This is a genomic window from Pseudomonas sp. Sample_11 (assembly GCF_004307505.1).
GTDB classification, from domain to species: Bacteria; Pseudomonadota; Gammaproteobacteria; order Pseudomonadales; family Pseudomonadaceae; genus Aquipseudomonas; species Aquipseudomonas atacamensis.
This window is the reverse complement of the sequence record NZ_RCOD01000027.1, coordinates 152853-177548: the sequence shown is the minus strand read 5'-3', so window position 1 is coordinate 177548 and position 24696 is coordinate 152853. Positions and strand designations below refer to the sequence as shown.

Here is a 24696-nt window from a genome sequence, read left to right as displayed (position 1 = left end):
CGCTATCTCCATGGCATGAAAAGTCGAGTCGGCAACCGCCGGGTTTTTGATCTAGGCTGTTTTCGATCCTTGATCAGCAGCGGTGCGCCGTTGCCATATTTCCAGCAACGCGATTACCGGAGTGCCTGATGAGCCTTTCACCTTTCCACCTCGCCATCCCGGTCTACGATCTTGCCGCTTGCCGGCGTTTTTACGGTGAAGTGTTCGGCCTGGAGGAGGGCCGGTCCAGCGCGCAATGGGTCGACTTCAACTTCTACGGCCACCAATTGGTGATCCACGAACAGCCGAAAACGGCTGCCCAGCAAAGCATTAATAGTAACCCGGTAGACGGTCACGACGTACCGGTCCCGCACTTCGGCATCATTTTGCAGTGGGAGCAATGGGAGGCACTGGCCGAGCGGCTGAAGTCATTCGGCACGCAATTTGTGATCGAGCCCTACATTCGATTCAAGGGTCAGGTCGGCGAACAGGCGACCATGTTTCTACTCGATCCCTGCGGCAATGCGCTGGAATTCAAGGCATTCAAGGACATGAGTCAGGTGTTTGCCAAATGATCACAGCGTAGTTATCTGGCCGTTGCGATCGCGTTCATAAACCTTGGTGGCCTGCAGCTTCTCCTTCAGCCAGCGCTCGGCCGTGCCCAAGGGCCGTTGGCGCGCCCACAATAGGTCGACGCCGATTTGCCAGTCCGTATGCGGGTACGCCGACAGCTGCAACTCGACCAGTTCGCCATTGCCCAGTTCACGCTGGATAAGTTGGCGCGGCAAGGTCGCCCAGCCGAGGCCGGCGCGGACCATTTCCAGCAGGGCCAGATAGCTTTCCGCTTGCCACAGCTGCGTCGAACGCAGGTATTCACTGCTCGGCAGTTTGCTGGCGTGCGCACTGAACGCCAGGCGCCGGTGCACGTGCAAATCGTCGAACGTGACGTTGTCCAGTTTCGCCAGCGGATGATCGGGATGGCAGACGTGCAGCATGATCAGTTTGCCCAGTTGCTGGAACGCCAGTTCCCGAGGATAGCCCGGTTGCGAAAACGCCACCCCCAGCACCGCCTCGCCACTGCTGACCAGTTCGCTGACATCGCCGTAGACCGGGTGACGAATGATCAGATCGACAAACGGGAAGGCCTGCTCGAACGCTTGCAGCACTGGCATGATCGGGCCGTACGGCGTTTCAATCGCCAGGGTCAGACTCGGTTCGACGCTATCCGAGAGGCAATCAGCGTGAGCCTCGAAGGTCATGCAGCGCTCCAGTACCGCTTCTGCCTGCACCAGTAATTTATGCCCGCTGGCGGTGAGGGCAGGGCTGCGATTGCTGCGGTCGAACAGCTCGACGCCAAGGTCGGTTTCCAGATTGGCGATCGCTGCGCTGATGGTCGACTGCGTCTTGCCCAGCTTGCGCCCGGCGGCGGAGAACGAGCCGCTTTTCACCACTTGGACGAACATCAGCAACTGATCGAGTGAGAAGCGCACGCGGTGTACTCCGAGGTTGAGCGAGACGGCGATTGTGCCGCGTCTTTGCCATCGAAAAAAGCGATGGTTGCCAATTTGTTTCATCGTTAAAAACATTCAAGGATGACCCCGCGTCTTCGAACGCCGGGGCCGATTCTCTCTGTGCATCTGTCCCTGAGCGCCCGCGATTACACCCAACGCTGCCCCTTCAGGAGCTTGTGCCATGACTACACAACGCGTTCACCCGGTCGATGAGGTGTTGCCCCTGCGGCAGCTTTTCACCTTCGGTCTGCAGCATGTTCTGGTGATGTATGCGGGAGCGGTGGCGGTGCCGCTGATTCTCGGCAGTGCGATGGGGCTGACGTCGGCTCAGGTGGTTTTACTGATCAACGCCAACCTGCTGACGTCCGGTGTGGCGACGTTGATTCAGACCCTCGGCTTCTGGAAGTTCGGCGCGCGGTTACCGTTGATTCAGGGCTGCTCATTCATTGCGCTGGCGCCGATGATCATGATCGGCAAGGAGTTCGGCCTCAGCCAGATCTTCGGGGCGGTGATCGCCGCCGGCTTCCTGACCATCGCACTGGCGCCGGTGTTCAGCCGCTTGTTGCGATTCTTTCCACCCGTGGTGATTGGCAGCCTGATCACCATCATCGGTATTTCACTGATGCCGGCGGCGGCAATCTGGCTGGGTGGCGGTAATCCCGATTCGCCTGACTTCGGTCGCCCGGCCAATCTGCTGCTGGGCCTGGCCACGGTCAGTGTGACGCTGGTGATTTATGCGAAATTCAGCGGCTTCATCGGTAACCTCAGCGTGCTCATCGGTTTGTTTGTCGGCAGCCTGATCGCTGCCGCCTGCGGCATGACGCACTTCAATCGGGTCAGCGAGGCGGCGTGGTTCGAGTTGAGCGCGCCAATGGCGTTCGGTCCGCCGGAATTTTCTCTGGTACCGATTCTGATCATGACCCTGGCGATGCTGGTGATCATGGCCGAGACCACTGGCAACTGCCTGGCCATCGGCAAACTGGTCGGCAAACCGACTACGCAGCAGACCCTCGGCAACGCGTTCCGCGCCGACGGCTTGTCGACCATGCTCGGTGGTCTGTTCAACAGCTTTCCCTATAACGCCTTCACGCAAAACACCGGCCTGATTGCGCTTTCGAGCATCAAGAGCCGCTTCGTCGTCGCCGCCGCTGGCGCAATCATGGTGTTGATGGGCTTGTTCCCCAAGCTCGGCGCGTTGATTGCGGCGGTGCCCACTCCAGTGCTGGGCGGCTGCGCGATCGTCATGTTCGGCATGACCACGGTGGCGGGCATTCAGGAACTGTCACGGGTGCAGTTCGAAGGTACACGCAACGCCATCATTGTTGCGGTGTCGGTCAGCGTCGGCGTCCTGCCAATGTCGTTTCCGGCCCTGTTCGAACATGTCGGCCCGACGCTGAAACTGGTGCTCGACAGCGGCATTTTCCTCGGTGCGATCACCGCCATTCTGCTCAATGTACTGCTCAACAAACAAAAACCATCGACCGACGCCGTCGGCGCTTCCACGGCCGAACTGGCTGACTGACCTTTGTTCTTTCCCACTGCCCAGGAGTTACCCATGAATCAATTCACTCAGCTTGTTCCGGCCGGCGTCAGCGATCTGGACCTGGCATTGCTGCGCCAGACCATCGCCCTGTCACAGGCGTCGAAACAACGTGGCCGGCACCCGTTTGCGGCGCTGGTGGCGGACCGCGACGGCAAGGTGATTGCCGAAGCGGGCAACAATTCGATGCCGCCGGAGGGTGATCCCACCCAGCATGCCGAACTGGTCGCGGTCGCTGCGGCGGCGAAGCGGTTGTCACCCACGGAGCTGGAGGCGTGCACGCTGTATACCAGCGCCGAACCTTGCTGCATGTGCGCGGGCGCGGTGTATTGGACCGGTGTCGGGCGAGTGGTGTATGCGTTGTCGGAACATGCTTTGCTCGGGCTGACCGGCGATCATCCGGAGAACCCGACGTTCTCGTTGCCGTGTCGCGAAGTGTTTGCCAGAGGGCAGCGCACGGTCAGCGTTTTCGGGCCAATGCTGGAGGCAGAGGCAGCTGAGCCGCATAAAGGGTTCTGGTCTTAGTTGATATGGATCGTTCCCACGCTCCTGCGTGGGGACGCATCCGCTGACGCTCTGCATCACTTTTACTTCGCCGGGATGACATCCACACATTCCCCAGCGGAATGCCCCCCATGAAATCATTGGATTTTTCTTCTCCACGCTCACCGCGTAGCGTGTCGCAAAGACAAGGAGAATCGCCATGACTCAACCCGCCACTGACGCCGCCGGCAAATTCGACACCTCCCGCGCCAATGAATATGCCCGGCAAAGCCGCATTGCCCTGGCTGGCTACGATGCCTGTCACGACCTGTCGGCCTGCATGCTCGCCGCCAGCCTTGGGCAGTCGCGTCCGGCAAACGTGCTGGTGGTGGGCGCGGGGGGCACCGCGCAGGAAATCATCGCCATGGCCGCGCTGGAGCCGGATTGGCACTTCACTGCGGTCGATCCTTCAGGGCCAATGCTCGATGCTGCGACCGAACATCTGCTCGCCAATGATCTATTGCACAGGGTCCAGATACATCTCGGTCATGTCGAAGATTTGCCGGCCGACGCATCTTTCGACGCCGCCACCCTGATCGGTGTACTCCATCACCTGGGCGGTGACGAGGCCAAGCAACAAATACTGCGCTCCATTCAGGCCCGCCTCAAACCCGGCGCGCCATTGATCGTGGCTGGCAATCATTACGCTTACGCCAGTCAGCCGTTGCTGCTGCAAGCCTGGAGCCAGCGCTGGCGACAGCAGGGCGCAACCGCTGACGAGGTGCAGGCGAAACTCGGTAAGATTTTGCAGGGCGCTGATCCGCCGCACTCGGAGGCGGCGGTGCAGGCCTTGTTACATGGTGCCGGATTCGGCGATGCAACACGGTTTTTCAGCAGTTTGTTCTGGAGCGCCTGGCTGACGTGCAAGCTCAGCCAGGCGACCCGATTTGCCTAAGCCTCCGTCCAGTCCAGCGCAGCCGTCTCGCGCCACTTCACCTCCGTAATTCCATAACGCTCGGCCTGGGGTTTGGAAACCACTTTCAACGGTGGTTTACCCGGTTTCGGAATCGGCGCAATACCGGCGTCACAGCTCGCCCAATGCCAAGCGTCGGCGTTGCGCATACTCTTGGCGCGGATGACGAATGATTTTGGCTGGTTGTGATGTTTGTATTCGATGACGAAAATATCGGTGCTACGCATGAGTTCCTCCTTACGCTCATACGTAAATGATTTTGTCCGACAAGAAAAATTCAAAGGATTTTCTGGCCGGATGATCAGCGTCACTCAGCGCTCTAAAACGCGGTTCTTCATGAAGCCGCGCAGGTTCATCAGGAACAGGCAGAGCTGCAGAACGATCAGCGCGTAAGCCCCGGCATGGACGCCCCAGATCACCCACAGCAAATTGCTCAGACTGAAACAAACGAAACCGCTCATGCGCCGTTGCGGTCGTTGAGAACCGATCAGCCACGCGGCCAGAACGGTGACCAGCATCGCCGGCCATTGCACCCAATCCAGATATGCCAACGCTCTGTCCTCTGCACAGATTTGTTTGATGCAGAAAGGGTACACAGCAACCGAAGGATGGTCACCGCCCGCACGGCTCTGCGTAGCAATGGCGGTGAAAAAGGTTTCGCCCGGCAGAAGCCGGGCGAAGATTTCAGGCGCGCAATCAGTAATCCCAAATCGCAGGTATCCAACGGAAAGCAGCACCATTGATCGCGACCCTACCCACCGAAGGGAAGGCCAGATGCGTGGCGACGAACAGCTCGCCGCTGGCGGCGGCTTCCTTGAGCATGCGCACGCGCACTTCCACCGATTTGGCCGGATCGTGTTCGAAACCGTTGTGCCAGTCGGGGTGATCGAACGCCACCGGGAACAATGCGTCACCGGCAAAGGTCAGGCGCTCGCCACCGGAGTTGACGTAGACCACGCAGTGCCCTGGCGTATGACCACCGGTGAGTTTTGCAACTACGCCAGGTGCAACCTGACATTCGTCTTCGAAGATGTGCAACTTGCTTTCATAGTGGTCGATGAACGCGTTGGCGGTGCTGCGCAGGACGTCTGGTACTGGTGCGGGCATGTCGGTGCTGGTGAAGTCTGGCGTGGACCAGAAATTCACTTCGGCCGCGGTGACGTGGATGCGCACGTCGTGACGCAGACGGCTCTTCACCGAGTCGACCAGCAGGCCGCCGATATGGTCCATGTGCATGTGCGTGATGACGATATCAGTGATGTCGGCGAGATCCACCCCGGCAGCGGCCAGGCGCTTGGGGAACTGCCCGGCACGCGGGAAACCGGGGAATTGGCCACCGAGGCCGGCGTCGACGAGGATGACTTGTTCGCCGCTACGCACCACCAGCACGTTGAGCGCCCAGTCGAAGGCGTCAGGGCCCAGATACATTTCCTTGAACCAGGCGGCACGGTCGGCGGGGTCGGCATTGGTTGACATGGTCTGGGTCGGCAACGGCAACACGCCGTCGCTGATCACCATCACGTCAATGTCGCCCAGGCGCAGGGCGTAGCGCGACGGCACCAGTTCTTCGCTTTGCGTTTGCAGGGCCACCGCGCGGTTGGCGGTGAAGGAATCCAGATGCAGGGTCATGGTGTTCTCCTTGTTTTCAGGGCTAAAGCGGAGGTGAAATCAGGCTACAGGGATCAGCGGATCGGCGGCCGCGAGGGCAGCGCGACGATCTGCGGCGGGCGGGTAGATCCACACCGTGTTGATCTGCGTCTTCAGCTCTTTGGCTTCGGCCTTCACCAGCTTCAGCTGACGATCCCAGCCTTCGGTGTATACCGCGCCCCAGGCGCCCAGATCCAGGCAAGTCACGTACTTGGGCTGGCGATACATTGTCGGAGCGACGCCGAGGAGATCGGCGGCGGCGTTGTTGCCGGCGTAGCGACCCAGGCTGATCGCGTGCTGGCAAGACATCGCAGCATAGTTGCCGAAGTCGTCTGTGGCGGCGCGAGCGACATCACCAGCGGCAAAGACGTGATCGATGCCGTGCACCTTGAGGTTGCCATCGACGTGCAGGCGGCCCTGGCCATCGCGTTCGGCGTCGAGTTGTTCGGTGAGCGGGCTGGCGCGGAAACCTACGGTCCAGATCACGGTCTGGCTTTCGATGTGGCGGCCATCGGCGAGGGTGACGCCATTGGCATCCACAGCGGCAACGCTGGCATCGACGATCCATTCGATACCCAGGTCATTGGACGCCTCGATGATCGACGGGCGAATGCCATCACCCATGGTCGCGGCGATGTCCTTGCTGCGATCGACAATGATCACGCGCAGGTCTTGATCCTCACCGAGGATCGCACGCAGGCGCGCCGGCATTCCCGTCGCAGTTTCAATCCCGGTGAAACCGCCACCCGCGACCACCACGGTGTTGCGCGCAACGCTGGGCGGTTGGTTGCCGAGGGCGATGAGATGACGTTCCAGACGCGCCGAGGATTCGATCTGATCGACATCGAACGCATGCTCCTTGAGGCCAGGCACCGGAGGCCGAGCGAGCTGGCTGCCGCTGGCGAGAACCAGCCGATCGTAGGCCAGTTCACCCGGACGCCCGGCCTCGTCGCGGTAGCCGACTCGGCGCGCCCGGGCGTCGATGCTTTCAGCGGTGCCTTTGACGAAGCGCACACCCACCGCATCGAACAGCGCGTCGAGCGGCGCGTACATGCTGTGCACGTCCGGCTCGTAGAAGCGCGGGCGAATACGCAATTCGGCTTGCGGGGCGAGCAGCGTGATCTCGACATCCTGACGGGCATGCATATCCAGCAAACGCGCAGCGCTCAGCGCACTCCACAGCCCGCCGAACCCTGCACCGATCACCAATAATTGCTGTTTCATAATGTGCTCCCTGACGCTGATGGATGGATGACACCCGAGTCCGATGCGGACTCTGGCGTGACGATCACTGGCCGCCGTAACTGCTTGCCGTACTGCCTGGCGCTCAATCGCCCGCTGTGTAGAGCCATGCTAGGGCGGGGAGGCTGCGAGCGCAGTTGTCCATCGGTGTGCGTGGGCTACGCATGGGTGGAAGGGGGGTATACGAAGGTATGGGGGCGAGGTGGGAATACCGGGCGAGGTGTTGTTCGAAACGAACATCGCCGCGATCGGCGAAGTCCTTTCGGGTTATGCCTTTTTCGGAGCTGGTGAGAATCAAGGAATCGATCAACCGCGCGGTGCAGAACAACATTCGCAGCTTTCTGGTCAGCTTGGACAGCGCCCACCTGGCTCGCTGAAATGGGCGACGCAGCGCAGGTGCCAGCACGCCTGCGCGGCCGATGCCGTTGTTCAGTCTGTGGGCACTACGTTATCCAACGCTTTGTTGACGGCCAATTCTCCTAGCATGACCACCTGCGCGATGCCCAACAGGGTATTGCGTCGTGAACCCTCCAGCATTCCGGCGAAATCGCTGAGCATCACCGTGGCGGAAGCCAGGGATTCGCAAGCGTTGACCAACAGTGATTCTGTGTCGGACTCAGGATTGACCATAAACAACGTGTTGGGACTGTAGGGCGTGGCGTTGATCTTGGCCGGCGCGAGGTAATGGTCGAGCGCGCGCTCGGCGGCGTCGTGAAGTTTTTTTGAATGGAAGGATTCATAAGGCGATACCGATTCGGTGACCGGCGGATGGGAGGGTGTCTGTGACATCAGCTGAAACTCCGATGAGCGCCGCTTGAGCGTCTGGGTATGAGGACGACGCGCCACGGCTGTGGCGCGTCCGCTGGCAGTGAGGGGAGCACGCCCCCTCATGCCTCGATGGCCGGCTAGTTCGACACGCGTCGGCTGTCGAGCACGCGATTGACGATGAGCTCACTCAACATGATCACCTGCTGCAACATCAGCAGCGATCGACGCTGTGGATGGTCAATCACGCCGCCGATTTCGCGGGCCATGTCATTGGCGGCTGCCAGCGATTCACAGGCTTCGACGAGCAACGTTTCCTCATCCACCGTCGGGTCAATGAGAAAGATCCTGCCTGGCTGGCGCTTGGGAATGGTGGTTTTGAGCGTCTGAGGGTCGAGGTAAAAGTTGATGGCGCGAGCAGCCGCATCTTTTATCCGCTGAGGTTCCAGAGCAGGGTCGTACGGGATTGAATCCGCTTCCGGCGGGTTTGGGGTTACTTTGAACATTGATGAAGCTCCTAACACATTTAAGGGAGGCTTCACCCTTTCGCTACCAAACGAAGGGTGGCGGCCATGCACAGGTTGGTAGACCGGGTGTTAGGATCCGGCGCGCCCTAGGACGCCCTATACATGGCCACCGCAAATCCGAGACAGAAATCTCGACGGCAGATCTGTATATCTAACACTGCGGGCTACCAAACCCGATCACCTATTTCAGTGACCGACAAACGATAGGACCCGCAGCCTAGACGCACAAGCCGGCGGATTCTGAAGTACCCGTAGGCAGCGGCGCAAGGCGTTGTAGGCTTTTTGGAGGAGAAATCGGTGTAATTTAAACGTGCTTGCCAAGTCGTGTTTATGCGCTGTACGTGCCTGCTCATCTCACCTTTTCAGAATATCGGAGACCCGAATCTGTTTAGGCCGATCTCAAGGCCGTTGCGCCGTGGGGCGGAGAGTTTCAAGCAAGTCGCGTCGTAGACGGGCTTTTTGGCTCTTCCACTGTTGGCCGTAGATCAGCAGAAAAACGCCTCGGCTGGCAGGTGAAAAAATTACTTGTCAACACTGGGATCACAAATGACATAGCGCTTAGTCTGCTTTGAAAACGAACTCAAAACCGATTCCCATTTTTCTCAGGAGCTCGGCCACGCGCTCGAAGAACAATTCCCCCTGCTCCGAAACCTCGTACTTGCCGTAAACACGGATTACAAGTGACTTGCCGAGTGCAGCGGGAATCTTGTTATAGATCTCACCGCTTTCGATGAAAGCGATGTAGCCGTTTATCTTCCGTTGTAGCGCGAGCAGGTGCTCGGCTTGTAGGGTCTTATTGCCCCATTCTAGGTGGTCAGCGATGCCCAGGATGATGGCGCCACTGTCCGATTTGGGGATTCCCCACATATCGATAATGTTCGGGTCTGTTAAGGACACTGCGGATCCTTGGCCTCCAGCCGGTTTGTTCAATCCCTCTGAGGGAACCGAGCTACAGCTCTGTGGCTTGCCGCCCTTTGCTTTGCTTTAGCTCTACTAGCTCACACGCCTAGTGTCGAACAGCAAAGTCGTCCTTAAGCACAAATTCCATTCCGATGCCTACGCCTTTGAGTACCTCGGTCACGCGGTCGACAAAGGTTTCACCTTGCTCAGGTAGCTCATATAAACCATTGATGCGAATTTTCGGATTCTTGCCCTTGGCTGGCGGATAGCTTTCCAGCAGTTCGCCGCTCTCGATGAAGGCGATGTAGGTATTGATCTTCTCCTGTAGCAACAACAGGTGTTCACCCTGTTGGGCTTTGTCGCCCCATTCCAAGTGATCAGTGATGACGAGTACGACATTGTCGGGTTCCCACTCGGGTACTGCGATGATGTCGACGACTTTGGTTTCGGTGATGGACATGTCTGCTCCCTCAGAGGGTCGGGTCAGGTCGAATGATGTCGACTCTGGTAGGTGGGATTCGGGTGCCTCCGGTGAAGCCGGGTTTACCTTTGCCGACGACGGTTGCGCCGGTCTTTTCTATTTCTGGAAAGCCCAATTTCTGATTGCGCGTCAGTGGCGCTGTTTCCGAAGATTTGCATTCGACGCAGGAGATGTTGCCGTCCGCATCGCGGCCCATCATATCAATGCGCGTGCGTACACCGCTGTCGGTTTTGACGGTGACCTCACGAGCGGCTTCAGGTTTGATCTTACTGAATTCGTCAAAGGACGCTTCTTCGAACGCTTTGCCCTTTTGCTTATTCTTCTCTAGCTGCGTGCTGAGCACGATGTAGATGGGCTCAATCCCCGCATCCTCCGGAACCAGATGATCGCATCCTGGAACTCAGGTGGGTGCGCGGGGTTGGCCAGCAGCGTGTCCGACTGAGGTGTCGGCGGATAGACCCAGACGGGAGGTAGCTGAGGGGCACCTTCCAGCGCTGGGATCCCCAGCACTCCATCGGAGCTTGCTCCGGGTGTCCAGGTCAGACCGATGCCGTCGCCGATGTCGGCGATGAATTTTTCGCCGTCTTTCTGCGCTTTGATGACCGGTACATTTTCCCAGTCCTTCTTGCCTCCGGTGTAAAAGCCGTAGGCGTTGACGGAGCCGTCCGGCAACGTTTTTACGTTGACACGAACACGCGTTCGGCCGGTTTCAAGCGTGGCGTATTGCTCGTCCTTATAGAAGGCACTGTCCGGGGCGATGCTGGTGTTGGGCATCAATAGCGCGACGGTGCCCACGGCAGCGCCTGCTGCCATGGCGCCTGCGCCGTCGAGTAAGCCTAGCGCGAGTGAGCCGCCCAGCCGTTGGGCAACGGCACTGCCAGTTGCGGAGCCGCCGACAAACTGGAGGGACGTGCCTTCGGCGGTAATCGCTGCGCCAGTGGCCAAAACGGCCCATAGCCCGTAGTCCGCCAGTTTTTCAACGGGGACGAACCCTGTCGGGTTGCTGTGGTTGATTTCGCCGTCGGGCAGGTTACAGCTTTTGGCGAAGACGCAGCCCTTGAGGTCGGGTTTCGCGTCTGGCGCTGGCGGGAGTTCTTTGTATTGCGCCCAGTGCTGGGCGTTTAGGTCGACCGGTTCGACGCCGGTGTTGCGGTAACCCTTGGGTGGGTTGGGGACGTAGCCGCTCAATCCTTGGTTCCTTGTTCTGGTCCTTTTTGAACGGGGTGGAGGGTGACAGGCGGAGTTTGCAGTGGCAATTAGTGGCGCTTTGATTCTAGATTCTGAGGCGCCTCTCATTTCCGTGTGATCAAGTCAGCGCTTAAGGAAATGGGGTAGCTCAACTACCTCCGTAATCTCTGGAGCTTCCCCTCGCTCCCAGCCCTCTCCTCGAGGAGAGGGAGCCGACCGTGTTGTCTTCTGTCAGAAATCGGCCTGATCGACCGAGTCGATAGGGGGCGATAAATCCAGGCGACACGCAATTCAATGCGATCAGGGCCTTATCAAGTGTTTTCAGATTTACGCGGTGCAAACTCAACCCAGGCAAGTAGCTCGTCCGCCGCAAAGGGTTTACGCAGGCAGGCAACGACATCGGCTTCTCGAAACTTGGCGCAAAGCAAACCACTCTGATCCGCCGACACAAAAATCACCGGCATCCGCCAGCCTCGCGCCCGCAGTGCATCCAGCATCTGCAAACCACCCATGCCCGGCATCTGAATATCGGAGATCAAACAATCAGTCTGCACCGGCCCGTCCGAGTCAAGGTAGTCCGCCGGCGCCGCATAGCAGAACACCTGATACCCCGACGCCCGCAGCAGGCTGCTCAGCGATGTGCGCATTGCCTCGTCGTCGTCCACTACCGCAATGACATGCGTCTTGTGCATAACGCTCCCGGGCCGGGCGGCCGAGCTGGTGACTCCTGTCGTTCTTGCACCATACGCTGATGGCCAGCGGGCAAAACTATACGTAGGTATAGCGGTTCAGCCATCGCGGCTGAAGCGACTGCGGTAGTCGCGCGGGGAGATCGACAGGTGGCGCTGGAAGCAGGCGCGCAGGCGTTCTTCATCGTTGAAGCCGCAGATGCGGGCGATTCGTTCGATTTTGTGCGGGGAGTTTTCCAGTAGGCGTTTGGCCGCTTCGAGTCGGAACAGCTCGAGCGCTTTCGACGGTGTGCGCCCGGTGCGCGCTTTATAGACCCGCGTGAAGTTGCGCAGGCTCATTGCGGCTTGCTCGGCGAGGCGCTCCACCGTCAGATTCGGATCGCCGAGGCGCTCCATGAGCCAAAGGTGCAGATCATCGAACATTGCAGCGTCCTGCGCCTGCGATTGCAGCAGCGTGCTGTATTGCGCCTGGCCGCCGGGGCGTTTGATGTACACCACCAATTCCCGCGCGACTTGCAACGTCACTTCACGGCCGCAATCGGCCTCGACCAGCGCCAGCGCCAGATCGATCCCGGCGGTGACTCCGGCCGAGGTCCAGACCTTGCCTTGCTGAATGAAGATCGCGTCGGCATCTACCTCGACCGCTGGAAAGCGATCGCGCAAAGCGTCGCACATCGCCCAGTGAGTGGCAGCGCGGCGGGCGTCGAGCAATCCGGCCTGAGCCAGCAGAAACGCACCACTGCACACCGAGACCACGCGGCGGGCGAGGTGAGCATGGTCCTGCAGCCAGTCGCTCAGTTCGCGGTGCTTCTCAAGGGTCTGGCAGATGTCAGGGGCGCCGGGCACGACCAGCGTGTCCAGCGCGGCGGTGTCGAGCGTGGTTAACGCTTGGGTGTCGATGGACAGCCCTTCGACGGTCTGGATCAAGCCACCGTTGAGGCTGGCGGTGTGCAGTTGATATCCAGACTGCCCGCGCTCGGCCATGGCTTTGCTCGCGGCCCAGAACACGGTTTGCGCACCGCTGAGATCGAGCAGGCTCAGGCGTGGGTAGGCGATGAACACCACGTCGCGCGGAGCCGTTGTAAAAGCGGGATGAGTGGACATCGCGGGCCTGCCTGTTTGCACCGCTGGCGGCGGACTGCCTCAGCTTGGCCGATTTTCAGTGGTTTCTGGCCGGCCGGCAATGGCGCTGACTGTTAGCCTGATTGCTGACCGTCCGGCAGGTGTCTGGCTGCGGTGGCCATCCTGAACTAGATTTATTGACCAGCCCAACGCGTGCTGCGATCTCGCCGAGGAGACACAATGACCTTGTGGTCGCATTCCAGCCCTGCGCAAAATCCCGGCGTGCTCGGCGAGCCAGTGGTGTACGTGGTCGATGACGATGCCTCGATGCGCCAGGCGCTCGACAGCTTGCTGCGCTCGATCGGCCTCCAGGTGCAAACCTTCGACAGCGCCGGAGATTTTCTCGCGCAAGCGCAACGTGAGGTACCCGGTTGCCTGGTGCTCGACGTGCGCCTGCGCGGCGAAAGTGGCCTGACGTTTCAGGAACAGATGGAAAAAAACGGCTTGCGCATCCCCGTGGTGTTCATGACCGGCCACGGCGACATCGCCATGAGCGTCAAGGCGATGAAGGCCGGCGCGGTGGATTTTCTGGCCAAGCCGTTCCGTGATCAGGACATGCTCGACGCCGTGGCCAGTGCGTTGGCTCGCGACCGTGCGCGGCTGGCAGCCGAACACTCCGGCGCCGTTTTGTGTCGGGCTTACCAAACCCTGACCGCACGTGAGCGCGAAGTGCTCGGCTTCGTCATTGCCGGGCTGATGAACAAACAGATTGCCGGACAGCTCAACCTCAGCGAGGTCACGGTCAAGGTCCACCGTGGCCAGGTCATGCGCAAAATGGCCGCACGTTCAGTGGCCGATCTGGTGCGTATCGCAGAAGCGCTGGGCATCGAGCCTGTCCAGCGCAACCCCTGAGCGCTGGCGACGTGCAACTCACCGTGCGGCAAAAAACCTGAGCAGTGTTGACGCAGATGGCCAGCAGAAAACAGATTTTGTGGGACGACGGCGAGCGGATGCTGTCCCGTGAGCGCGGTTCGAATGATGGCAGCCTACTGGCGGTGCGTCCGGCGATGGGCCAGCCATTGCCGAGCACCCTGGAGCGTCTGGCGCATGAATACAGCCTCAGGGACGACCTCAATCCTGCCTGGGCGTTGCAGCCGACAGCTTTCGAGCGTACGGGCACCCGAGTTCGTCTGCTGTTCGACGATCCGGGCGGCGAGCCGTTGTCGCGGTTGCTGGTCGCCCCGCTGGATATCGAAACCTGTCTGGAATTGGCCACGAACATCGCCAAGGCACTGGGCCATATGCATCAGCGTGGTCTGGTGCACAAAGACCTGAAACCGCAGCATGTTTTTGTCCATTGTCATGATGGGCAGGCGCGGCTGACCGGCTTCGGCCTGGCCACGCGCTTGCCACGGGAGCGGCAAGCGCCCACGCCACCGGAATCTATCGCCGGGACGCTGGCCTACATGGCGCCGGAACAAACCGGGCGGATGAATCGTTCGATCGATTCGCGTAGTGATCTGTATGCCTTTGGCGTGACGCTTTACCAGATGCTCACCGGCTCGCTGCCGTTCAGTGCAAATGACCCGACGGAGTGGGTGCATTGCCATATCGCGCGGCTGCCAATGCCCGTGTGTGAACGGGTGGCGACGGTGCCGCCGATGTTCTCGCGACTGGTCATGAAACTGCTGGCGAAAACGGCCGAGGAACGCTATCAGAGCGCAGCCGGTGTCGAGCATGACTTGCGCCGTTGCCTCGATGACTGGCGCCGTATGCGGCAGATCGAGACGTTCACGTTGAACGAGCAGGGCGCCTGCGAGCGCTTGCTGATTCCGGAAAAACTCTACGGCCGCGAACACGAAGTGCAAACGTTGATCGATGCCTTCGCCAATGTGGTGCAGACAGGCGCGCCGACACTGGTGCTGGTATCCGGCTATTCCGGCATCGGCAAATCGTCGGTGGTCAGTGAACTGCACAAGGTGCTGGTGCCGTCGCGTGGCTTGTTCGCCGCCGGCAAGTTCGACCAGTACCAGCGCGACGTGCCTTATTCGACCCTGGTTCAGGCCTTTCAGGGGCTGGTGCGGACGCTATTGGGCAAGCGCACCGACGTACTGGCGGGCTGGCGCGAAGCACTGTTGCGGGCACTGGAAGCGAATGCGCGGTTGATCACCGATCTGATCCCCGAACTCAAGCTGATCATCGGCGAGCCGCCGCCCGTGCCTGAGTTGGAGCCGCAACAGGCGCAGCAGCGGTTCCTTCAGGTCTTGCAGCGTTTTATCGGCGTGTTCGCTCAGGCCGAGCATCCGTTGGCGCTGTTCCTTGACGACCTGCAATGGCTCGACGCGGCCACCCTTGATCTGCTCGAAGATATGCTCAGTCGCGCAGAGACCCCTCATCTGCTGCTGGTCGGTGCTTATCGCGACAACGAGGTAGATGGCGATCACCCACTCAGCCGCACACTCAAGACCCTGCATCACGCCGACGTACACATTGACGAAATTCGTCTGGCGCCACTGTCTGGCGCGCACATCGAACAACTGATCAGCGAGTCACTGCGCTGCCCGCCGGCGAGCATTGTCGCGCTGGCGCGGCTGGTACTGGACAAGACCGCTGGCAATCCGTTCTTCGTCATCCAGTTTCTGCACGCCCTGGCCGAGGAGAAGCTGCTGACATACGAGCCTGCGCGCCAGCGCTGGCGGTGGGATGTGCACCTGATCAACGGCAAGGGCTACACCGACAATGTCGTCGATTTGATGGTCGGCAAACTGGCGCGGCTACCCCAGGAAACCCGCCAGGCGCTGCAACAACTGGCCTGCCTGGGCAACGTCGCGCGTCTCGACACGCTGGCCACAGTCCTTGATGTGCCGGTGCCTCACGTTCACTCCGCATTGTCGCCGGCGGTGCGGCTGGAGTTGGTCGAGCGTCAGGACGGTGCCTACAGGTTTGTGCATGATCGCATCCATGAGGCGGCGTATTCGCTGATCGCGGAAACCGAACGGGCGCAAATGCACCTGCGCATCGGCCGGCTGCTGGCACTGCAAACCCAGGGTGAGCGGCGCGAGGAGGCGATCTTCGAGATTGTCGGCCAGCTCAATCGCGGTGCGCATCTGATCAGCCTGCGTGCCGAGCGCGAGCAGCTGGCCGAGTTCAACCTGCTCGCCGGCCAGCGAGCGAAGGCCTCGACCGCTTATACCTCAGCACTGACCTATCTGGGCGCCGGCGCAGAACTGTTGGGCGAGCACGGTTATGACAGTCGGCATGAACTGGGTTTCGCTCTGGAGCTGAACCGTGCCGAGTGCGAATTTCTCACCGGCCAACTGCAGCTTGCCGACTCGCGCCTGGCGACGTTGGCCGAGCGCGCCGTGACCACCGTCGAGCGCGCGGCGGTGGCGTGCATGCAGATGGATGTCTACTTGCTGCTCGATCGCAGTGACCGGGCGGTGACGGTGTGTCTGGCCTTTCTGCGTCAGGTCGGCATCGATTGGCCAGCGCGTCCGGACGATATTCAGGTGCGCGACGAATATCAGCAGGTCTGGACCAGGCTGCGCGGGCGCAGTATCGAGCAGATGATCGACTTGCCGCTGATGGAGGATCCTGCCGCGCGGGCCACCCTCGATGCGCTGGGCAAACTCTTCGCGCCGGCGGTGCAGTCGGATCTGAACCTCGCCAGCCTGACCATTTGCAAAGCGATCAGCCTGAGCCTGCAATATGGCAACTGCGACGCCTCCTGCCTGCTCTATGCCAACTTCGGGCGCGTGTCGGGGCCGCGTTTTGGCGACTATGCCGCTGGTTATCGATTTGGCCGTCTGGGCTGCGATCTGGTTGATCGGCGCGGGCTCACGCGTTATGAAGCGAGCACTTGGTTGTGCTTCTCGATCTTCGTGGTGCGCTGGATGCGGCCAGTGCGCGAGTGCCGCGAACTGTTGCGCCGTGCGCTCAACGCGGCCCATCGCAGCGGCGATCTGCCGTATGCAGCGTTCGCTGGAAACAGCCTGATTTCCGATCTGTTGTTTATCGGCGAGCCGCTGGCCGAGGTGCAGGCGCAAGCGGAATCAGGGCTGGTCTATGCACAAAAGGTCGGTTTCGGTCTGGTGGCGGATTTCATGCGCTGCCAGTTGACGCTGATCCGCATGCTGCGCGGGCAGACGCCGACGTTCGGCTGTTTCGACGATGAGGGGTTCGATGAAACAGCTGTCGAAGCGCATCTGGCCGGTTCGGCGGATCTGGCGCTGGCGCGCGGCAAGTACTGGGTACGCAAGTTGCAGGCGCGCTATCTGGCCGGGGATTACGCGGCGGCCGCTGAGTGCGCGGCCCAGGCGCAGGGACTTTTGTGGGTGGTTTCGGCGTTTTTCGAGGAGGCCGAATACCATTTCTACGCGGCTTTGACCTTGGCGGCCCACGGCGAAACTGACGCCGGTGCTTTGCAGCGTCTGGGTCAACATCATGAACAGTTGCAGACGTGGGCGCGCTTGTGTGCAGAGACCTTCGCCAGTCAGGTGGCGCTGGTCGGCGCGGAAATGGCGCGCGTCACCGGGCAGTTGCTCGAAGCCGAATTGCAGTACGAGCAAGCCATTCAATTGGCTCAGGACAATGGTTTGCTCCATATCCAAGCGCTGGCCAACGAACTGGCCGCACGGTTCTACAGCGCTCGCGGTCTGGCCAGGATATCCCGCGTCTACCTGCGCGACGCACGTTATGCCTATCTGCGTTGGGGGGCTGCTGGCAAGGTGCGGGAGCTGGAGCGACGTCATCGTTTTCTGCGTGCCGAAGAGGCGCAACCGAATCCGGTCACCACGCTCATTACGCCAGTTGAACATCTCGACCTGGCAACGGTGCTCAAGGTCTCTCAAGCAGTCTCCGGCGAGATCGTCCTGGACCGTTTGATCGAAACGGTGATGCGCACCGCGATCGAACAGGCCGGGGCCGAGCATGGCGTGCTTATTTTGTTGAACGCCGACGTTCCCTATGTCGCTGCGCGAACCCGTATCGGCGACGGTGCCACGCAGTTGTGCAACGCGCCGCTGCACACGGTGGCGCTGGCAGAGTCGGTGCTCTACCAGACGCTGCGCACCGGCGAAAACCTGTGCCTGGACGACGCGGTTGCCGATCCGCTGTTCGCCGCTGATCCATACGTTCAGCAACGAGGCGCGCGCTCGATCCTTTGCCTGGCATTGATGAATCAGGCGCGGGTCGCCGGGGCGCTGTATCTGGAAAACAACCTGTCCGCCGGGGTGTTCAGCCCGACGCGTCTCGCCGTGTTGCGCCTGGTGGCGTCGCAGGCAGCGATCTCGCTGGACAACGCGCGCCTGTACCGCGACCTCGCCGAGCGAGAAGCGAAGATCCGTCGGCTGGTCGACGCCAACATCATCGGCATCATCGTCTGGGGCGTGGAAGGGGAAATCATCGAGGCCAACGACGCGTTCCTGCGCATGGTCGGTTACACCCGTGATGAGTTGCTTTCGGGCAATGTCCATTGGCGTGACATGACCCCGCCGGCGATGCGCGCTAACAGCGATATTGCACTGGCAACGGCGATCCACACCGGCCGGGCCCAGCCATTCGAAAAGGAGTACATCCGCAAGGACGGCAGTCGGCTGCCGGTGATTGTCGGTCTGGCCGCCTTCGAAGCGAGTCAGCAACAGGGCCTGGCCTTTGTGCTGGATATCAGCGAACGCAAGCTGGCTGAAGAGCAAGTGCGCGAAGGCGAGCGTCGTTATCGTCAGGTGCAAACGGAACTGGCCCACGCCAATCGTGTGGCAACCATGGGCCAGTTAGCCGCATCGATTGCCCACGAAGTCAATCAGCCGATCGCCGCCACGGTGACCCATGCCAATGCCGCGTTGCGCTGGCTCGGTGCAAAGCCACCAAATATCAACGAAGTCGAGCAGGGCCTGCGGCATATCATTCTCGACGGCAACCGCGCCGCCGACGTACTCGGGCGCATCCGCGCGCTGATTCACAAAACGCCACCGCAGCGTCAGCCTGTCAGCCTCAATCTGCTGATTGAAGAAATGGTCGGTTTCAGCCGTGGCGAAGCGCTCAAGCACGGCGCCGAAGTCAGCGTTGAGCTGGCGGCAGATTTGCCTTTCGTAGTGGCGGACCGGGTCGAACTGCAACAGGTGCTGCTTAACCTGATCATCAACAGCCTCGAAGCCATGACGATCATGGCAGAGGGGCAGCGACGTCTGCTGATTCGCAGTGAGGCGCTGGGTGATAACGTGCACATCAGTGTCAGCGATTCAGGGCCGGGCTTTGCCTGCGAGCGGGCGGAGCAAGTGTTCACGGCGTTCTACACGACCAAATCCACCGGGCTGGGCATGGGCCTGTCGATTTGCCGCACGATCATTGAAGGACACGGCGGCAAATTGTGGGCCGAGCGCAATGAGCCGAGCGGGGCGCGGGTGGTGTTTGGCTTGCCGCGTTGTGAATGAACATGATCAACAGCCAGGCTACCCGGGCATTGAGCCCGGGTGTTTCTGTCGGTGAGTTCAGGCCACCGGAATAGGATTTTCCAGCAGCGACAGGTTGAATTGCTCGATCAACCCGTGCTCGTTCGCGCCCTGGTTGGCTCGCAGCGGCAAGACTCGATCAACCAGCACTTCGGTGGTGGCGGTTTCCAGCTTGATCAGGGTTTCCTCGATAAACTCGCCCAGCGGCATGGCGCGCTCGTCGCCGCTCTTGTGAATCAGGTCGGTATCAACCCAAGGCGGCGCGATTTCCAGGACCTTGACGCTGGTGTCGCGCAGCATGAAACGCTGCGACAGCGAGTAGGAATGGATAGCCGCTTTGGTCGCCGAATATAGCGCCGTGGTCGCCAGCGGCAGGTAGGCCAGTACCGAGCTGTTGTTGATGATGTAGCCCTCGGGCTGGCGCTTGAGGTGTTCGACGAACGCCGCGCTGACGCGTACCGGGCCGAGCAGGTTGGTCTGCAACAGACCGACGGCCTGTTCATCGTTGAAGTCGCCGGAACCCGCGTTGTCGAAGGGCATGATCCCGGCGTTGTTGATGATTACGTTCAACGACGGATGGCGGCGGATGACTTCGGCGGCGACGTCCTTGATCTGCTGCGCATCGTTGATGTCCAGCTGCACGGTGTCGATGCCCGGATTCGCTTGGGCAATCTCTGCCAGCAGGGTCTGGCGACGACCAGCGATGATGACCTTGTTGCCGCGCTGATGCAGGGCCTCGGCCAGTGCGCGGCCGATGCCGGAAGTGCCGCCGGTGATGAAGATCGTGTTGGCTTCAAGTTTCATGAGCTGCGTCCCGCGAGTGGATTGATTGGTATGCAAGCCATGATGGAGAAAACCTGCTCCGACCTGAATGACGTATGTGGTAGTGTTTCAGGACATTCAACAACGGAGCGCGACCATGCATCGAGTCGGCTATCTGCTCACGGAAGGTTTTCAGGTCATGGCGCTGGCGACCCAGTCGGTGTTCGAGTTCGCCAACATCGTCACCGGCAAAGCCGTGTACAAGGTGCAGAACTTTTCCCAGGCCGGCGGCATCGTCAGCTCCTCGCTGGGCTTGCACGTCGATACGTTGCCACTGACGCAGGCGGGGCTGGCCGACAGTTGGCTGGTGGCTGGCACGCTGACTCCGCTGACGCCGCCCGATGCTGACGTGCTGCAAAGCGTGCGCGGGCTCGCCGACGGCGCACGCCGCGTGGCCGGCATCTGCACCGGCTCGTTCGTACTGGCGCAGGCCGGAGTGCTGGATAACCGCCGCGTGACCACGCACTGGGCGTTCGCCCCGGCGCTGCGCAGGATGCATCCGTCGGTGAATGTCGAGGACGACCGCATCTTCATCATCGACGGCCCGGTGTGGACATCGGCGGGCATGACCGCTGGTGTCGACATGGCGCTGGGTATGGTCGAGAAGGATCTGGGCAGCGAAATCGCCCGCTCGGTCGCCCATCGACTGGTGATGCATCAGCGTAGGTCCGGAGGGCAGTCGCAACATTCGGAATTGCTGTCGCTGTCGCCCAAATCCGACCGCATTCAGAGTGCGCTGGATTACGCGCGCAAGCACCTCAATCGCCCGCTGAGCGTCGAAGAACTGGCCGAAGTGGTGCACTTGAGTCCGCGGCAATTCACCCGCGTTTTCACCGCCGAAACCGGCCAGTCACCAGCCAAGGCGATAGAGAGCCTGCGCCTGGAAGCGGCGCGTTTGCTGATCGAGCAAAGCAGTCACAGTCTGGATGTGGTCGCCAGAGAAACCGGGTTTCGTGACCGTCGGCATATGCGCGAGGTGTTCATGCGCGGCTTTGGCGTGCCGCCGCAGGCGGTACGGAGGGATTCGCGGCGGATGGTGTGAGGCTCGTGTTGGTTAATCAACGTCCCAATACCAAGGAGCGAGCCTGCTCGAGATGACGTCAGCTCATTCACCACTACATAAACAGAAAACCCTCAGCCCGTTTAAACAGTAACTCCAGCCTTAAGCAAACGGCTACAACGCCTTGCGCCATTCCCTACGACTACGCCAGAATCCGCCGGCTTGTGCGTCTAGGTCGCGGGTTCTATCGTCTGTCGGTCGCTGAAAAACAGTGATCGGGTTTGGTAGCCCGCCATAACTAGTCGCATCGCGCACCGTTCGCATACCTGCTTCAGGGCTCTGCTCAATGGTGGCCATGCGCAGGACACCTTCGGGTGTGCCGGTTCCTAGTTACCGGTCTACCAACCCGCGTATGGCCGCCACCTTCGTTTGGTAGCGAATGTGAAGGCTCCTTTTCTAACTAGGAGTTTCACCATGTTCAAAGTCACACCCGATAGGATCAAATAAAATGAGGGCGCGATTCGTAAATGTAGTCCTCACTTTGGCTGATTTGCACGAGAATTAGCAGTAGAGGGCGTTTTTCTGGTAAACCTCAATCACGTCCCCTTCTTCCATATCTAATAGTTCTGGTGTGTCCATTTTATTGATCGGCTGTCCATCTAATCTAAATTCCAGTGATTCAATAGCAGCACCACTCCTTTCGCAGTATGCGGACATGAGTTTTTTCAGGATAGTGGTTTTATTTATTTTAAATTGCATTGTTAAGCTAAATTGATCCGTTATCCTGATGTTAATTTCCCCGGCATCCGAGTCGATATTTGCCATACCTAACTCCTTTAGAAATTGAGTCACATTAAGTAGGGTCTTCTTTAGTCTATTTAAAGCAAAGTTATGCTTGACTCATGTGTCATCGTTAGGTCAGAGCATTGACTAATTAAATACTGCCTTTTCATCGTCGAGAACTGTCAGAGTTGACAGTTTGCTATTTTTTTTTGAGATATGGCGCTCTGCATATGGTGGCTTTTGGTATAAGCAGCCGTTACTAAAAGATGAGGGGCTGTCTCTTAGATGTATTTTGATCAATCATTTTATGCTAATGCTATGGGGTTGATGTGTTGGTCGCATTCTCTTGATATGGAAGGTTGTTTGGATTAACGGATTCGACCCATTATCGAGATCAAGTGGGTGCGATTAACTTGGCTCACTCACTTCTGCGAGTTGGCGGACGAACATGCGGTCTTGAATTGCAATTACCACCCCTGACCAAGGGGGAATTGCGATTCTGTTGACCGGCTATCGAGGTGGTGGCGATGTCCCGCGCTCACCAACGAAGAACCCCGCCACCACATCCCCTCAAACCTCAGCCTTCACCCCAACATTCACCGGCGCTTTGCGATACGTCAGCAAAACAATCCCGCTCACTACAATCACTCCACCCACGATCTGTCCCCTGCTGAGCATTTGATCCAGCACAATCCAGCCCATCAACAACGTCGCCAGTGGTTCGATATTCATCACCGGGGCGTTGCGCGGCATGTCCAACCTGGGCACGGAAATGAACAACACAATGAAGCCGGTCCCATAAAGCACCACAAGCGTGGCAAGGGCCAGCCAGCCGGTTGAAGTGGCGGGGAGGTTGAGTCCGCCGGGGAGGGCGCCGGTCAGGCCGGCCAGGTTGACGCTGCTGAACACGATGAAGATGGTCAGCAGGCTGCGCACCGAGCCGCGCACTTGCGACAGTTTGTGGTCGGTGATCCACAGCGCGCAGGCGAAGACGCTGGCGGCGCAGAAGGCGAGTGCGACGCCCAGTAGCCATTCCGGGCCGACGCTCGCGCTGTCTGACAGACGTCCGGGGACGTCCAGCACGAACACCAGCCCGACGAGAATCAAGCCCATCAACATCGCGGTGCGCGCGCTTGGTCGTGGGCCGCCCAGCGCCCAGGTCAGCAAGGCGAGCAGGATCGGAAATACGTTGGCCACCAGCAGCGCCAAAGCGACCGGCACCCGTGCGACAGCGGAGTACAGACACAGGCTCTGCGCAGTAATCAGCAGGCCCAACAACAGTTGCCAACGCCACGCGCCCGCCGGCAGGCGCAGGCTTTGCCGCTGCCACAGGACGAGAATAGCCAGCACCAGCAAGGTCCCGCCCGAGCGCATCAGAATCGCCAGCAACACGCCCGCGCCATCATCAAAAGCCACCCGTGCCGCGACGTGGTTGCCGGCGAACGCACAACCCATGCACAACAGAATGATCACGGCGAGATAACGGGGGAAGGGCGGCGGTACGGTTGGCGCAAACTCAGGACGGGACATGGCAGATCTCAAAAATGATAGCCACTCGGGGTGGCTCAGGTTTTTATTATGTTGTCGTACAACTGCCAAGTTTGTACCGTAATCAAGTAGAGGCGCAAGCTTGAAAGACTTTATAAACCGCTTGGGCGTGGTGCTACTTCGGATTTAGAGGTCGTATGACTTGCCTTTTAAGCCCGAGCATCGAAAAGAGCGGCCCACCCATCCTCTCGAGCCTGACCGACCAGGAAATCCACAAAAGCCCGGGTTTTGGCTGGTAACAGTTTCTGGCTGGAAAAGTACAAATAGATCTGTCCCGCATCGACATGCCAGCCCGGCAAAACCCTTTCCAGCGTGCCGTCCTGCAGATAAGGCAGCACATCCGGAACCGCCAACAGCGCAACCCCCAACCCCAGTCGGGCGCACTGACACAGCGCTTGCGGGTCGTTGACCAAAAGGCGCGGCGCCAACTCCAGCGGTGCCCGTTGCCCGTCGGGGCCTTGCAGCATCCAGCTGCGTACCTTGCCGGTCTGTACCGAGCGCATGGCCAGATGATCCAGCGTCGCCAGCTCTTCGATGTGCCGGATGCGCTTGTGTGCCGAGAGGTATTCCTTCGATGCCACCAGAATCAGATGCGCCGGGGCGATGGCTCTGGCGACCACACCTTGCGAGAGTTCGATGCCGCCGCCGATAGCCGCATCAAACCCGTCCGCGATGAGATCGACCTGGCGATTGTCGACGTGCCATTCAGGGGTCACGGCGGGGTATTGCTTGAGAAACTCGGGCATCAGCGGCAACAGAAAATCCCTGGCGAAACCGGGTGCTGCGCTCAGACGCAAAAGCCCTGAAGGCTCTCCGGCATTGCCGGCCACGTCGGCGATCGCCGCTTGAACACTTTCCAGTCCCGAACCGACGTTGGCCAGAAAGCGGTCTCCCGCTTCGGTCAGCGTGAGTTTGCGCGTGCTGCGCTGAAACAAGCGTACGCCGAGGTTGGCCTCCAGTTGCGCGACATTGCGACTGACCGCCGCGGGAGTCAGGCCCAGGCGCCGCGCGGCGGCAGAGAAGCTTCCCGCCTCGGCGCTGCGCACGAATGAGAGCAAATTGCCTAAGGTTTCCATCTGCGCACCTTCAACGAATGATTGAAAGTGA

At 60.0% G+C, this 24696-nt stretch carries 22 protein-coding genes and 1 pseudogene; 7 read left to right on the top strand and 16 right to left on the bottom strand.

Features of this window, described 5'->3' with window-relative positions:
- Positions 1-128: 128 nt before the first annotated feature.
- Positions 129-554, top strand: a complete 426-nt coding sequence (locus tag D8U60_RS06410) for a VOC family protein (RefSeq protein ID WP_024012539.1) — start codon at positions 129-131, stop codon at positions 552-554.
- On the opposite strand, the gene D8U60_RS06405 is transcribed toward D8U60_RS06410, so the two are convergent.
- The gene (locus tag D8U60_RS06405) at positions 555-1469 is read right to left on the bottom strand and encodes a LysR family transcriptional regulator (protein WP_073475410.1); all 915 of its coding nucleotides are present in this window, start codon (positions 1467-1469) and stop codon (positions 555-557) included.
- A gap of 202 nt (positions 1470-1671) precedes the next feature.
- On the opposite strand from D8U60_RS06405, the gene D8U60_RS06400 reads away from it, so the two are divergent.
- From D8U60_RS06400 to D8U60_RS06390, 3 genes are all read left to right on the top strand, one after another.
- Positions 1672-3012, top strand: coding sequence for a nucleobase:cation symporter-2 family protein (locus D8U60_RS06400; protein WP_122610153.1), 1341 nt, complete (start codon positions 1672-1674; stop codon positions 3010-3012).
- 33 nt (positions 3013-3045) lie between these two features.
- The gene (locus tag D8U60_RS06395) at positions 3046-3555 is read left to right on the top strand and encodes a nucleoside deaminase (protein ID WP_016774265.1); all 510 of its coding nucleotides are present in this window, start codon (positions 3046-3048) and stop codon (positions 3553-3555) included.
- Positions 3556-3733: 178 nt separating this feature from the next.
- Positions 3734-4468, top strand: coding sequence for a class I SAM-dependent methyltransferase (locus D8U60_RS06390; RefSeq protein WP_130899747.1), 735 nt, complete (start codon positions 3734-3736; stop codon positions 4466-4468).
- Here D8U60_RS06390 and D8U60_RS06385 read toward each other — a convergent pair.
- From D8U60_RS06385 to D8U60_RS06330, 11 genes and pseudogenes are all read right to left on the bottom strand, one after another.
- On the bottom strand, positions 4465-4713 hold the full coding sequence (locus D8U60_RS06385; protein ID WP_130899746.1) for a DUF6555 family protein: 249 nt from the start codon (positions 4711-4713) through the stop codon (positions 4465-4467). The genes D8U60_RS06390 and D8U60_RS06385 overlap by 4 nt on opposite strands.
- An 84-nt stretch (positions 4714-4797) precedes the next feature.
- Positions 4798-5037, bottom strand: coding sequence for a hypothetical protein (locus D8U60_RS06380; RefSeq protein WP_016774268.1), 240 nt, complete (start codon positions 5035-5037; stop codon positions 4798-4800).
- 145 nt (positions 5038-5182) lie between these two features.
- A complete protein-coding gene (locus D8U60_RS06375; RefSeq protein ID WP_016774269.1) occupies positions 5183-6115 on the bottom strand; it encodes an MBL fold metallo-hydrolase in 933 nt (310 codons plus the stop codon).
- Positions 6116-6154: 39 nt separating this feature from the next.
- Entirely contained in the window at positions 6155-7357 is a 1203-nt protein-coding gene (locus tag D8U60_RS06370; RefSeq protein ID WP_073475203.1) for an NAD(P)/FAD-dependent oxidoreductase, read from the bottom strand.
- A gap of 447 nt (positions 7358-7804) precedes the next feature.
- Complete coding sequence (locus tag D8U60_RS06360) at positions 7805-8164, bottom strand: DUF6124 family protein (protein ID WP_016774270.1); 360 nt, start codon at positions 8162-8164, stop codon at positions 7805-7807.
- 116 nt (positions 8165-8280) lie between these two features.
- Entirely contained in the window at positions 8281-8646 is a 366-nt protein-coding gene (locus D8U60_RS06355) for a hypothetical protein (protein WP_016774271.1), read from the bottom strand.
- 579 nt (positions 8647-9225) lie between these two features.
- Positions 9226-9564, bottom strand: coding sequence for a DUF6572 domain-containing protein (locus D8U60_RS06350; protein ID WP_071171895.1), 339 nt, complete (start codon positions 9562-9564; stop codon positions 9226-9228).
- A gap of 109 nt (positions 9565-9673) precedes the next feature.
- Positions 9674-10027, bottom strand: coding sequence for a DUF6572 domain-containing protein (locus D8U60_RS06345; protein WP_016774273.1), 354 nt, complete (start codon positions 10025-10027; stop codon positions 9674-9676).
- Positions 10028-10037: 10 nt separating this feature from the next.
- Positions 10038-11236, bottom strand: a pseudogene (locus tag D8U60_RS06340) (S-type pyocin domain-containing protein).
- Between the two features lie 311 nt (positions 11237-11547).
- On the bottom strand, positions 11548-11928 hold the full coding sequence (locus D8U60_RS06335) for a response regulator (RefSeq protein ID WP_016774274.1): 381 nt from the start codon (positions 11926-11928) through the stop codon (positions 11548-11550).
- Positions 11929-12024: 96 nt separating this feature from the next.
- Positions 12025-13029, bottom strand: coding sequence for a DJ-1/PfpI family protein (locus tag D8U60_RS06330; protein WP_110645792.1), 1005 nt, complete (start codon positions 13027-13029; stop codon positions 12025-12027).
- 198 nt (positions 13030-13227) lie between these two features.
- Here D8U60_RS06330 and D8U60_RS06325 point away from each other — a divergent pair, with 198 nt between their 5' ends.
- Together D8U60_RS06325 and D8U60_RS06320 are read left to right on the top strand one after the other, a co-directional pair.
- Positions 13228-13899, top strand: coding sequence for a response regulator transcription factor (locus D8U60_RS06325; RefSeq protein ID WP_130899745.1), 672 nt, complete (start codon positions 13228-13230; stop codon positions 13897-13899).
- Positions 13900-13955: 56 nt separating this feature from the next.
- Positions 13956-19418 (top strand): ATP-binding sensor histidine kinase, encoded by a 5463-nt coding sequence (locus D8U60_RS06320; RefSeq protein WP_130899744.1) that lies wholly within the window; start codon positions 13956-13958, stop codon positions 19416-19418.
- 57 nt (positions 19419-19475) lie between these two features.
- Here the strand turns inward: D8U60_RS06320 and D8U60_RS06315 are convergent, their stop codons facing one another.
- Entirely contained in the window at positions 19476-20240 is a 765-nt protein-coding gene (locus tag D8U60_RS06315) for an SDR family NAD(P)-dependent oxidoreductase (RefSeq protein WP_130899743.1), read from the bottom strand.
- Positions 20241-20355: 115 nt separating this feature from the next.
- Between D8U60_RS06315 and D8U60_RS06310 the strand changes: the two genes are divergently transcribed.
- Positions 20356-21300 (top strand): GlxA family transcriptional regulator, encoded by a 945-nt coding sequence (locus D8U60_RS06310; protein ID WP_122699069.1) that lies wholly within the window; start codon positions 20356-20358, stop codon positions 21298-21300.
- Between the two features lie 519 nt (positions 21301-21819).
- Here the strand turns inward: D8U60_RS06310 and D8U60_RS06305 are convergent.
- The 3 genes from D8U60_RS06305 to D8U60_RS06295 all read right to left on the bottom strand — a co-directional run bounded on the left by D8U60_RS06305 (position 21820) and on the right by D8U60_RS06295 (position 24665).
- Complete coding sequence (locus D8U60_RS06305) at positions 21820-22083, bottom strand: ubiquitin-like protein (RefSeq protein WP_130899742.1); 264 nt, start codon at positions 22081-22083, stop codon at positions 21820-21822.
- 528 nt (positions 22084-22611) lie between these two features.
- Positions 22612-23571, bottom strand: coding sequence for a DMT family transporter (locus D8U60_RS06300; protein ID WP_130899741.1), 960 nt, complete (start codon positions 23569-23571; stop codon positions 22612-22614).
- A 167-nt stretch (positions 23572-23738) separates the two neighbouring features.
- Positions 23739-24665, bottom strand: a complete 927-nt coding sequence (locus D8U60_RS06295; protein ID WP_130899740.1) for a LysR family transcriptional regulator — start codon at positions 24663-24665, stop codon at positions 23739-23741.
- Between the last annotated feature and the right edge of the window lie 31 nt (positions 24666-24696).

What these genes read in the sequence shown, in the direction of transcription:
- D8U60_RS06410 (WP_024012539.1), top strand. Translation starts at nt 129, where the DNA reads ATGAGCCTTTCACCTTTCCACCTCGCCATCCCGGTCTACGATCTTGCC.
- D8U60_RS06400 (WP_122610153.1), top strand. Translation starts at nt 1,672, where the DNA reads ATGACTACACAACGCGTTCACCCGGTCGATGAGGTGTTGCCCCTGCGG.
- D8U60_RS06395 (WP_016774265.1), top strand. Translation starts at nt 3,046, where the DNA reads ATGAATCAATTCACTCAGCTTGTTCCGGCCGGCGTCAGCGATCTGGAC.
- D8U60_RS06390 (WP_130899747.1), top strand. Translation starts at nt 3,734, where the DNA reads ATGACTCAACCCGCCACTGACGCCGCCGGCAAATTCGACACCTCCCGC.
- D8U60_RS06385 (WP_130899746.1), bottom strand. Translation starts at nt 4,713, where the DNA reads ATGCGTAGCACCGATATTTTCGTCATCGAATACAAACATCACAACCAG.
- D8U60_RS06375 (WP_016774269.1), bottom strand. Translation starts at nt 6,115, where the DNA reads ATGACCCTGCATCTGGATTCCTTCACCGCCAACCGCGCGGTGGCCCTG.
- D8U60_RS06370 (WP_073475203.1), bottom strand. Translation starts at nt 7,357, where the DNA reads ATGAAACAGCAATTATTGGTGATCGGTGCAGGGTTCGGCGGGCTGTGG.
- D8U60_RS06360 (WP_016774270.1), bottom strand. Translation starts at nt 8,164, where the DNA reads ATGTCACAGACACCCTCCCATCCGCCGGTCACCGAATCGGTATCGCCT.
- D8U60_RS06355 (WP_016774271.1), bottom strand. Translation starts at nt 8,646, where the DNA reads ATGTTCAAAGTAACCCCAAACCCGCCGGAAGCGGATTCAATCCCGTAC.
- D8U60_RS06345 (WP_016774273.1), bottom strand. Translation starts at nt 10,027, where the DNA reads ATGTCCATCACCGAAACCAAAGTCGTCGACATCATCGCAGTACCCGAG.
- D8U60_RS06335 (WP_016774274.1), bottom strand. Translation starts at nt 11,928, where the DNA reads ATGCACAAGACGCATGTCATTGCGGTAGTGGACGACGACGAGGCAATG.
- D8U60_RS06330 (WP_110645792.1), bottom strand. Translation starts at nt 13,029, where the DNA reads ATGTCCACTCATCCCGCTTTTACAACGGCTCCGCGCGACGTGGTGTTC.
- D8U60_RS06325 (WP_130899745.1), top strand. Translation starts at nt 13,228, where the DNA reads ATGACCTTGTGGTCGCATTCCAGCCCTGCGCAAAATCCCGGCGTGCTC.
- D8U60_RS06320 (WP_130899744.1), top strand. Translation starts at nt 13,956, where the DNA reads ATGGCCAGCAGAAAACAGATTTTGTGGGACGACGGCGAGCGGATGCTG.
- D8U60_RS06315 (WP_130899743.1), bottom strand. Translation starts at nt 20,240, where the DNA reads ATGAAACTTGAAGCCAACACGATCTTCATCACCGGCGGCACTTCCGGC.
- D8U60_RS06310 (WP_122699069.1), top strand. Translation starts at nt 20,356, where the DNA reads ATGCATCGAGTCGGCTATCTGCTCACGGAAGGTTTTCAGGTCATGGCG.
- D8U60_RS06305 (WP_130899742.1), bottom strand. Translation starts at nt 22,083, where the DNA reads ATGGCAAATATCGACTCGGATGCCGGGGAAATTAACATCAGGATAACG.
- D8U60_RS06300 (WP_130899741.1), bottom strand. Translation starts at nt 23,571, where the DNA reads ATGTCCCGTCCTGAGTTTGCGCCAACCGTACCGCCGCCCTTCCCCCGT.
- D8U60_RS06295 (WP_130899740.1), bottom strand. Translation starts at nt 24,665, where the DNA reads ATGGAAACCTTAGGCAATTTGCTCTCATTCGTGCGCAGCGCCGAGGCG.